The organism is Acidobacteriota bacterium (assembly GCA_016703965.1).
Lineage (GTDB): Bacteria > Acidobacteriota > Blastocatellia > Pyrinomonadales > Pyrinomonadaceae > OLB17.
In genome coordinates this window covers 1,010,485-1,021,284 of record JADJBB010000021.1, presented here as the reverse complement: position 1 = coordinate 1,021,284, position 10,800 = coordinate 1,010,485, and the positions used below count along the sequence as shown (strand labels likewise).

The 10,800-nt window shown below is 54.8% G+C and carries 6 protein-coding genes; 3 read left to right on the top strand and 3 right to left on the bottom strand.

What is annotated here, in order from left to right:
* Nucleotides 1-298: 298 nt before the first annotated feature.
* Both IPG22_12065 and IPG22_12060 read left to right on the top strand, forming a co-directional pair.
* Entirely contained in the window at nucleotides 299-646 is a 348-nt protein-coding gene (locus IPG22_12065) for a DUF433 domain-containing protein (GenBank protein MBK6589020.1), read from the top strand.
* Between the two features lie 221 nt (nucleotides 647-867).
* Nucleotides 868-5,340 carry a right-handed parallel beta-helix repeat-containing protein gene (locus IPG22_12060; GenBank protein MBK6589019.1) on the top strand — a complete coding sequence of 1,491 codons (4,473 nt, stop codon included), beginning with the start codon at nucleotides 868-870 and terminating at the stop codon, nucleotides 5,338-5,340.
* Nucleotides 5,341-5,551: 211 nt separating this feature from the next.
* On the opposite strand, the gene IPG22_12055 is transcribed toward IPG22_12060, so the two are convergent.
* The 3 genes from IPG22_12055 to IPG22_12045 all read right to left on the bottom strand — a co-directional run bounded on the left by IPG22_12055 (nucleotide 5,552) and on the right by IPG22_12045 (nucleotide 7,632).
* A complete protein-coding gene (locus IPG22_12055) occupies nucleotides 5,552-6,010 on the bottom strand; it encodes a hypothetical protein (GenBank protein MBK6589018.1) in 459 nt (152 codons plus the stop codon).
* Between the two features lie 313 nt (nucleotides 6,011-6,323).
* Nucleotides 6,324-7,049 carry a hypothetical protein gene (locus IPG22_12050; protein ID MBK6589017.1) on the bottom strand — a complete coding sequence of 242 codons (726 nt, stop codon included), beginning with the start codon at nucleotides 7,047-7,049 and terminating at the stop codon, nucleotides 6,324-6,326.
* A gap of 76 nt (nucleotides 7,050-7,125) precedes the next feature.
* Entirely contained in the window at nucleotides 7,126-7,632 is a 507-nt protein-coding gene (locus IPG22_12045) for a hypothetical protein (protein ID MBK6589016.1), read from the bottom strand.
* A gap of 66 nt (nucleotides 7,633-7,698) precedes the next feature.
* On the opposite strand from IPG22_12045, the gene IPG22_12040 reads away from it, so the two are divergent.
* The gene (locus tag IPG22_12040; GenBank protein ID MBK6589015.1) at nucleotides 7,699-10,800 is read left to right on the top strand and encodes a hypothetical protein; all 3,102 of its coding nucleotides are present in this window, start codon (nucleotides 7,699-7,701) and stop codon (nucleotides 10,798-10,800) included.

Below are 10,800 nucleotides of genomic sequence, written 5' to 3'. Positions count from 1 at the left end.
AACGTTTTTTTGACCACAAAAATGACAGTTTCCGGGTCGCATCACCGCCAAATTTGATGGATCGCCGCTGACCGCCGAATTTCTCTCTATGGGCACCAAGATGGGGATAAGATGGAAAATCATGGAAATATTTGGCGGCTTCACTTCAGCCTACAACCGGTGCGGCCCGCGTAGAGCGACTGGTGTAAGCATTGGAAAGGTTTTGCAATAGACCGAAGATCTCATAGCTTCGTCTCGAAATGAACGAAGCTTTTTCCTGTTCCAACCGTAAAAATCATGTGATAATATCGAAAACGTAATGGAAATAGTAGTGGGCACAATTCCAAAACCCGTCAGAAAAGACTCGTATGGCGTTCTTCGCGTCGGACGAACGCATGTCCCGCTGGACTCCGTAGTCTACGCCTTCAACCAAGGCGAGGATGCCGCTGAGATTCAGCGCAATTTCGACACGCTCTCACTTGCCGAGGTCCATTCCGCAATTGCATATTACCTCCACAACAAAGCAAAGGTCGATGCGTATCTCGTGGAACAGGATCGCGAGTTTGAAAAGAAACGGCTGGAAAATCTAAAGGATTTTCCGCCGCGTTTAACCCGTGAAGTGCTTCTAGCCCGCAAGAATGGCTTTTCTCCAGACTGGAAGAAATGATCCGGTTCTTAACCGACGAACACTTTAGATCGGCTATATACGATGGCGTAAAGCGGCGTTTGCCCGAGCTTGATATCGTTTAACCGAGCGGTTAGCCCGGCGAGAATTGCAATATTGCAGGCCTGACCCCCGAATTTTGTCAATTTATCTGGCTGAATTGACCAACGTTTCACGCATATACTCTTGAAGCGATAAGAATCAAACTCTGTGCCGGAGGCCCAATGACGAATCGAACCGCCACCCGAAAACGTAAACAAAGTCGCAGCTATTTGCCAGCAAAGACACTCGTTCTCATAGGCGTTGCGGTGATCTTCGCCCTCGGTCTGTCGCTGGCTCATCATACGCAGACTGCGGCGATGCAAAAGATCGACCGAGATATGCCGTCGCTGAAGGGCGACTCGGCCGTTGAATATCTAGAAAAAAAATCTAGCTACGACTCGCTTGCGAACGCTTTCAAGTCGATCGCGGCCGACGATCTACGGGACAACCCCGAGGCCATGGTAAAGCTCACGCCGAATGACGGCATAGCGGGTGGGTTCTTCGGCTCGAGCGTGGCGATCTCCGGCAATACAGCGATCATCGGAGCAACGAACCTTCCTGAGGGCAGTGGCGGCAGTATTCCGGGAGCAGCCTACATATTTGTTCGCAACGGGGCATCGTGGAGTTTCCAGCAGAAATTAACCGCTCCTGATAGTTCTCCGGGCAATGGAAATGCCTTTGGCGACACCGTAGGTATTTCCGGTGATACGGTGGTCGTCGCGGCCCCTTACCACGATGTGCCTGAATCTTACTCAGGTGCAGCATACGTTTTTGTCCGAACCGGCACCACCTGGGCGCTCCAGAAGAGATTTACGAACGCTGATACCCCGTTGGTGTTTAATGGCGATATCGGTTTCAGCGTGGCGATCTCCGGCGATACGGTTCTTGTCACTGCATTCGGCTTCCTCCAATCTTCTCCCCACCGTGACTTCGTTCATGTTTTTGTCCGCGAGGGGACGACATGGACGATCCAGGCCACGCTCATCACAGGGGGCGACGAGACTTTTACATCGAGAGTAGCAATATCAGGTAATACGGTCGTGATTGGTAATCCTAACACTGCCGGGACAAGGCAGGAGGCGGCGTATATTTATGTTCGCTGCGGTACGACCTGGACCCAGCAACAACGACTGATCCCAAGCGATGGCTCAGCCAACATAGATTTCGGCGGCAGCGTCGCGATCTCAGGGAATACGGTGATCATCGGTGCCGAGACGGACCAACTTGGCACGAACCAAACACAAACAGGATCGGCATACATTTATGTATCCGACGGGACGACCTGGACCGAGCAGGCAAAGCTGACAGGAGCTGTCCATCGTCTTAATTTCGGCCGAAGCGTAGGAATTTTAGGCAATACGGCGATAATCGGAGCACACAATGGAACCTTCCAGGGAGGCACTCTAGCGGGCGGCGCAGAGGTCTTTGTGCGAAGCGGCACGACCTGGACGCGCGACACTACGATCACTGCGCCAGACGGCCAACCTAGTGATTTTTTCGGCTACAGCGTGGCTATTTCGAGTGACGTGATCTTCGTAGGTGCAACATATGACGACTTTGGCTCGAATAATCAAACAAATGAAGGGTCGGCTTGGGCCATAGACCGCACCACGGTAGCGCCGCCCCCATCGTCTCCTCCGTGCGACGATGACATTGAAGTGAATATTACGACCGATCAGCCCGACCTAGACCTCGAAGATGACGTGTGCGATGTCGACATGGCCCAGTCGGGAAATCAATGTAGCCTGCGCGCAGCCATACAGACGGCGAATGCGAAGGACGGGCCGGATGAGATATTGTTCAACATCCCCGGCGGCGGAGTTCAGACGATCTCTCCGGCGAGCGTCTTACCGCCGATCACAGAGAAGGTCACAATTGACGGTACGACTCAGCCCGGATACAATACTCGGCCCGTGGTCGAGGTAAGAGGGGCACTTTCGACTCCGACCGGCCTAGAGTTTGCTCCCGGAAGCGATGCATCCTCGCTACTCGGCGTAAGCATCTTGGGTTTTAGTGAACGCGGCATTCTACTGGTTTCAAATAACAATACGATCAAGAAATCGCATATTGGAACGGATTCGACCGGCCTGACCTCGGGCCAGACTCAGGCAGTGGGAGTCACCGTTAGGGGCAGCGGTAACAAAATAGGTGATACCGATAGTGGTAACTTGCTAGTCTTTAATGAGGAGAGCGAGATACGGATCGAAGGCGCGGGGGCGACCGGCAACTTCGTTAGGAAAAATGTGATCGGCTCTAATGGGAACGACGAAGTGGAAACGTCCGCAGAAGCTGGAGTACTTATAACTGATGGTGCCTCGGGAAACACCATTGGCGGGAATGGCGAACCAGACCAAAATAAGATAGCTGCTGCGCTTGCCGCAATTGAGATAAATCGAGGGTCGAACGACAATGTGGTCACGGGAAACGTACTGGCGTTCTCAGAAGTCGGTGTGCTCGTTCTAAATTCTTCCCGCAATCGGATCGGGGGCGAAATTGTTTCTGCAACGAACGTCGAAGGCAACCAGATCGACACAACGAAGTTTGGAGTGCTCTTGGATATCGAAGCTGATGTGCGACGGACACTTCCAAAATGGGCAGGTCAAGCGCGAATATTTGATGGAGAGCGGCCAACCGCAGTTGCTGGTGGTGCCGGTTCCGACAATAAGGTATTCGGAAACGTATTCGTAGTGAGTGACCCGGAATTCGCAGAGGAGGACAGCATTGGAGTAATGGTGGGCACGGCAAACGACTCTAAAATAGGTAACGGGCAGGGCAGCTTTCGGAATGTTGTGCTTGACTGTTCTTATGTCGGGCTGCTGGTGCTCAAAGGTGCTCAACGGACCAAAATCGAAGGAAACTTCGTCGGTCTTGCATCAGCGACTGTGATAAAGCCAAACAAAACGGGTATCAGGCTTGCAGGTTCCGGAACCGAGGTTAGGAACAATATTATCTCCGGCAACACCGAGGAAGGAGTATTGATCAATCGGATTGACTCTGAAGACGACATACCGACTTCAAATATCATCCACAACAACTGGATCGGCACCGACACCGCGGGTACGGCACAGTTTCCGAATCGCAATGGAGTGATCGTGGATGGTCGGCAGAACACACTAACCAACAATGTAATATCTGGCAACACATTGGTCGGGCTTCAGATTCAGGATAACCAAAACACAATTGAGAACAATCGAATCGGAACAAATGCTGTGGGTGATGCTGCAAATGGGAACGGCGACGGAGGAATGCTGGTCTTAAGCTCGAACAACACGATCTCAAATAATACCGTCTCAGCCAACGAGGGCGGGATCGCAATAGCTCGAGATCCCGAGAGGCCGACAATTCTCGCGAATAATAATACATTGCGGGGAAATACGGTTGGGACAAATCGTGCCGGAACGGCGGGACTGGGCGGTCAAATAGCTGGGATTATCATCGCGAACGGATCCCAAAACAATGTAATCGGCGGGACGAGTGCCGGTGCTAGCAATGTGATCTCGGGGAATGCACAGACGGGAATCTTCCTGCAGCTCGGAGAATCTCAAGGTGCTGTACCTCCAACCGACAACAAGATCCAAGGCAATTTCATCGGCACCAACATAAGCGGAACCGCAGCAATTCCGAACGGTCAGGACGGCATTGTGTTGTCGACTGCAACGCGGACTCTGATCGGCGGTTTCGGTGCAGACATGCCCGCGGCCCGGAACACTATCTCCGGAAACGGGCGCAATGGGATATCGCTCGTAAATGGTGCGAACTTGAACCGAATCTCTGGAAACTACATTGGTACCAAGGGAGATGGCCAAACTGCACTCGGTAACACGGAACGTGGAATTCGCGTGGGCGTATCAGTATCGGGAACGATCATCGGCGGGCCCGAGCAGAATGCGGGGAATACTATCGCATTCAATGGCTCGAACGGTATTTCTCTTACCAACGACGCCGGAAATAACAACATCATCGACCCGAACCGTATCTTTGGTAACGTGCTCGCGGGCATCGACATAGGCGAAAATGGGTTTACGCCGAATGATCCGGCGGATGCGGATATCGGGCCGAACAAGCTGCAGAATTATCCGACGATGACGCTGGCGCTCGTCGGTGGTGATCTGATCGTGAGTTATCAGGTCGATTCGGCTCCGCAGCATTCAACGTATGGCGGGTCGGGGATATATGTTGAGTTTTTTGAGGCGGACGCGACTGGTGCGGGGCAAAACTTCCTAGGGTCGGATCACTACCTTCTTAGCGACTACACTAACGGCACGCCAGGCATCCGGCAGAAGAATCTGGGGAACGCAGCCGCTCTAGGAATCGTAGCCGGCGACAGATTGACGGCTACTGCGACCGACGCAGACGGGAACTCATCCGAATTTACGCCTGCGGTCAATGGTCCGGGAGCGTCGCCTGTCACGGTGGGCGGTCGAGTGACCACGCCGACCGGGCTGGGGCTTCGGAACGCAACCGTGTCTATGATCGATCCGCTGGGTGTGAGGCGGACAGCAACCACGAGTTCCTTTGGATTGTATTCATTCACCAACGTCGCGGCGGGCGTGAGTTACACGATCACCGTCTCCTCGAAACGGTACCGATTTTCCCCGCGGGTCATGGTGATCTCGGACAATCTTTCAAATATAGATTTTGTGGGTCTCGAGTGACATCGCCACCGGCGACCTTACTACCCGAAAGCATCCAGGTGGGAAATTCGGCTTCTGAAGTAGATATCTCAGGCTGGGTAAAAGCGTTCGCAGAAAAGGTTCTTTTTCTCAGAGAAAAAGAAGGTTGACGTCCTTACATTTGGGCGACTTACGCCACTCGGATAAGCCGTTGAAACGGGCTGGAGGTCAGGCCGCAAACCCAGACCACGCCCTAAAGCCGCGTGGCTGTTTGCTGCGAGGAGGCGGTGTGGCCGTTGACAAAACGCGGATCGGTTGAGATCAATGAAGAATCCCGGTCGCGGTGGGTGGCGATGACCGCGAGTGCGAGGTTTTGTTCTGGGCGCGACTCGGCGGATGGGCGGGCCGTTGGTGTGATGAATTTGGGGCCTTCGCCGGTCAGGATCCAGTCGATCGAGGCTCCGGTGGCTTTTTTTATTCCGAGGAGCAGTTCGGCGGTTGGCAGGGTTTCGCCGTTGACGACATCGTCTATTTCGCGCCGTGTCGATCTGAGGCGAAAGACGATGTTCGCGATGCTTTGGTAGCCAAAAATCTCTAATATCCGTCGGCCGATGTTGAGCGAGATCGGCAAGATGTCTTCACGCTCTATCAGCCGCTCGCCCGGTTCCGAGGTCTCGCACATCGGCTCTGATTCCCTACAAATTCTTTTCATAAAAGCCTCGATAAAACTGCTTTCTGTTGAACTGATCTGATTGTATTTCAGGGCAGCTTGGCGGTATGTAGTGCTCGATACATTTGGAGAAAAATCGCGTTATAGAATGTGCATCTTGTAACGGCGGCTCCGTAGGAGCTAAATGTTTGTAGAAAAAGGCTATAGAAAATGAACGAAGCTCCGTAGGAGCGGCATCGATTCTCTTAGGACAGGAATATGCCGCTCCTACGGAGCTCAGTTAATTTCGTTTGCGATCTCTACAAACATGTCGCTCCTCCGGAGCTGCATGCGGATCCGCGGTTGCAGACGGTCTTTATGCTGCCGCTTCGCCTTTGGGGGCGATGTACATGATGCGGGTGCAGTTTTCGCAGGTGATGATCTCGTCGCCTTTTTTGACGTTGAGCTGGACCTGCGGGCGGAGCTGGATGTTGCATGCGCTGCATGAGCCGTTTACGACCTCGGCAACGGCGATGCCGTCGCGGCTGCGTTGTGATAGGCGGTCGTAGATCGACGCGAGGCGTGCCGGAAGCGTTGCAAAGGCGGCCGCGCGATGAGTCGTTTCCTTGTCGAACTCTTTCTTATCCGCCGACATCGACTTATCAAATTCGGCGAGGGCGGCGTCGCGTTTTGTGTCGAGCGTACTGATCTCTTCGGCACGTTCCTCGAGTTCCTTTTCGACGCCTTCGACCTCTTCGAGGATCTCGACGATGGTCGTTTCAAAGGCCGTGATCTGCTTTTGCAGAGCGTCGGTCTCGCGCATCGCGGTCTCGTATTCTTTCTGATTCTGGGCGTGCTTTAGATTGCGGTCGGCACGTTCGAGATAGGTTTTATTTTCGGCGATCTGCTTTTCCAGATCTGCCCGCTTTGCCTGCAGCGTATCGCGTCGGTTCTGTATCTCGCGAATAGAAAAGGCGTGCTGTTCAAACTCTTGTTCGATCTCGGCACGCCTTTGTATAGCTGTCTCTAGGGATTTCTTTAGTTTTCTGAGATTTGTATCTGTGGTCTGTAACTCTATCAGTTTATCAAGTTCTGCTATCACGTTGTATGCTTTACTCCCGTATTTCGAAACTAACTTTCAATATTACCGCACATTTTGCCGATAACAAAGGCGAAGTTTACGAACCGAGAAAAATCTCGAAGTGACGGCTGATCTCGCTGCTTTCAATGATCGAATCATCTTCGCCGAGCCATTGCGGCAGCGAATCGCCATGGACCAGACGAATTTCGGCCCCGAATTTCGGCATTCCGAAATGAGAGATCCGTGCGAAGGCAAGCGCACCGCTGAGCATAATTCCATCCGACGGCGTTCGCGCCCAACCTGCTGCGACCGAGAGACATCTCACTCCTTGACGAATTTCGAGGAGCGAGCCGACCATATTGGAATTTCCGCGGGCAAAATTGTGCGGCTCTTCGCGTTCGATAGTGATATTGCGGCGGTCTCGCAGGGCGTCAGACGCGATCTCGATCACGGTGTCGAAGAGCCACGAAACGCCTGCTTTTCTGATCGCATCGTTCGTTGCCTTCAGCCGCAGGTAGTCGACGATGTCCTGACGACCGGCGTTCGAAGCTTTGAAAGCTGCTTCGTCGAGCATTTTGGACCAGACGTGGTCGAGTTCGAGCATAGGCGAGGAAACGGGCTTGTCCGTGCTATCATTTTGACATCGGCGACGTGTTTTTACCATTGTTTTATGAGATTTTTGGGTGTTCTTTTCTTTTCCGGCGTTCTCGCCATGACCAGTTTTGCTCAGGCGGCAAAACCTAAACCGACGCCGGCCAAACCCAAGCCCGCCGCCGCTAAGCCAACGGATACCAAGACAAAAACGGCCGCAACCAAACCCAAACCAACGGATAACAAGGCGAAAGCCGCCGCAAAACCTAAACCGACGGATCAGGCGAAGAAGGTTGCTCCCGCCAAACCGAAACCAACGGCATCTAAAAACAACCCGATCTTGCCGAATCCAACATCCGCGAGCCAGAAGATCAAACCCGCCGAGGTAAAGCCAAAGCCTAAAACAGGCAGCCCGACGCCCGAGGAGATCGCTAAGAAGGAAGCGGACGAGGAAGCCGCTTACGAGCAGGCATCGACCGTCACCGACGGGGTCGACAGGATCGCGGCTCTGAAACGATTCATTAGAAAGTACCCGGCCGCCAAACGCATCCCCGACGCGGCAGGCTTGATCGTCACGGTCGAAACACAGCTCGGCAACGACAAATTGACCGCCGGCGACGTCCCCGGAGCGGTCGAATACTACAGAGCGGCCATTACTGACGCACCGAAGCCGGTTCCCGATCAGCTTTTCGCTGATACGCTCGCTCGATTTCCCGCAAATCTGTATTTTCGCGGTGCCAGGGCCGAGGGTTTTGAGCTGGCGAAGGCGATCGAGGCAAAGTGCGAGGCCAGCGTATCGCAACTTCTGGGCGTCGCAAATTTTTACATGAGCATCGAGAACGGCTCGGAGGCTCGCCGCGTCGCCGATGCCGCGCTTAAGCTTGATCCGCTTTCCTCGGCCGCGTACCAAACGCTCGGCCTCGCGAACCGGATGGATTTCCTGCTCGATGATTCGGCGGCGGCTTATGCCAAAGCACTCGAGCTCGACACCGAATCGCTCACTGCCCGCCGCGGCCTCGCCGAGATGAAGCGAGCGACCGGCAAAGCGGACGACGCGGTCGCCCTGTATCGCGAAATTCTGGCTAAAGATGAGGCAGACGTTCCAGCACGAACCGGGCTCGTTCTCGCTCTATTTGACGCCGGAAAACGCAGCGATGCCGAGGCCGAACTCGCGAGATCGCTCGAGGCGAATCCGGGCAATATCATCCTCCAAGCCGGCGCCGCGTATTGGTACGCGGCAAATAATGAGGGCGAAAAGGCCGTCGATCTCGCCCAAAAAGCGATCGCCACCGATCCGCGTTTCATTTGGTCTCACATTGCTCTGGCTCGCGGATTTATTGCTCAGAGAAATCCGATCGCGGCTGAAAAGACACTCATCGCTGCCCGCCGCTACGGCAATTTCCCGACGCTCGAATACGAGATCGCTTCGGCACGAGCAGCGGCAGGATTCTATCGCGAGGCGGCCGAGGAACTCGCGAAAAGCTTTTCCGTAAAAGATGGTTTGGTCTATACGAATCTTGGCGGGCGGATCAATCGCGGATCGAAGGACTTTAACGAGCTTGTCGGGTTTGAACGACGTGCCAGCATTTTCGCCCCGGTCGCGGCTGAGAGCCCGGAAAACGCGGCCCGCATGGCAGCCTTGCTCGACCTTAAGCAGGAACTCGATAAACCGGAGCCGAATGCGGCCGAGGTCGCTAAGGCAGCGGACGAATTCGTCAGCGGCGACGATAAGATGAAGGTGCATCGCATCGTCTTTGCCAGCTCACAGCTTTTGGATAAGAAAGTCGCGTTGCCAAAGGTCGTCGAGCTGACCAAGGCCGCCCCATCGGCGTTGGATGCAGGGCTCGAGGTTGCCGATCCGTCTGCCGCCGTGATGGCAAGCGAGCTTTACGAAAGTCGCACCATCGCATCGACCAGCGGCACCTATATCAACGTGCCGGTTGTTGCCCGGCCTACGCTTTCGGCTGTGCTCCGCGGCCGCGTTGAGGAGATCAACGGTTGGGCACACTTTCAGATGGATGATGCGCCTCAGGCGACGGTACATTTAAAACGGGCCGTAAGCGTATTGCCGGCTGACAGCGCCTGGTGGCGTTCGAGCACCTGGCGCCTCGGCACATCATTGCAGCTTGAGGGGAAAAACGCCGAGGCGCTTGAGATGTACATCCGCAGTTACAAGAGCGGCCAGCCCGACCCGCTGCGATACAACGCTATAGAAGCTTTATACAAACGAGTCAACGGCCATACAATGGGCCTCGAAAACCGGATCGGGCCGAATCCTTCGCCCACGGTTTCCACAGAGACCGTTGCGGTGCGTCCGACCCCGACGCCTGCGATCCCGATCGCTATTGCCCGATCGACGCCGACGCCAAGGCCGACGCCGATCGCAACTCCCAATCCAACTCCAGTTCCAACACCGGAAGAAGTAAAGGCAACGCCGACACCGGAACCGTCTCCGATCCCGACACCGATCGAAACACCAAAGGTTGCCGTCGAAGAGCCTTCGCCGAGCCCGACGCCTCTCGCGGTTCCATCGCCAACACCCGAGGAAACACCAAAAGTGACCGCAGAAGAACCAAAGGCCGAGCCCACGGCATCGCCAACGCCCGAGGCGACACCTACGCCGGAAGAGCCAAAGCCTACTCCGTCGCCTTCGCCTTCGCCGGAACCTTCGGCTACGACCGTTGCAAAGGAAAATACGGCATCAACAAAGTTGATCGACAACACGAACGGACTGTTTCCGCCCGTTATCATCAACATTCCGCCGCCGCCGGTAACGACAAAATATGTGCCCAAAGCGGAGCCAACGCCGGAAGCAAAACCAACGGAGACGAAACCCACAGACGCCAAGCCCGCAGAAGGGCGGCCGAGGGTGATCGACGGCGTTCCGACCAGCGAAGAGATCAAGCCGTGCACGATAACCATCGATCAGGAAACGATCAGCGTTCAAAGCACGGGGGTTGACCGGGCAGTCGTCGTTCGCCGAACGGACGACGGTGACATCGAAGGACTGACGGCGACATCGACAAGCCCGCAGGATGTCAGCATCAGGCGCGAGGCGATACCCGGCGTGAAGTGGACCGCGCTTTTTATTCTGCGGTCGGTCAGCTCAAAAACCGGAGTTTTTCAGGTGAAATTCGAGGCTCCGTGCGGCGAGAAAGAGGTTGTTGTCAGGGTGCAGTAG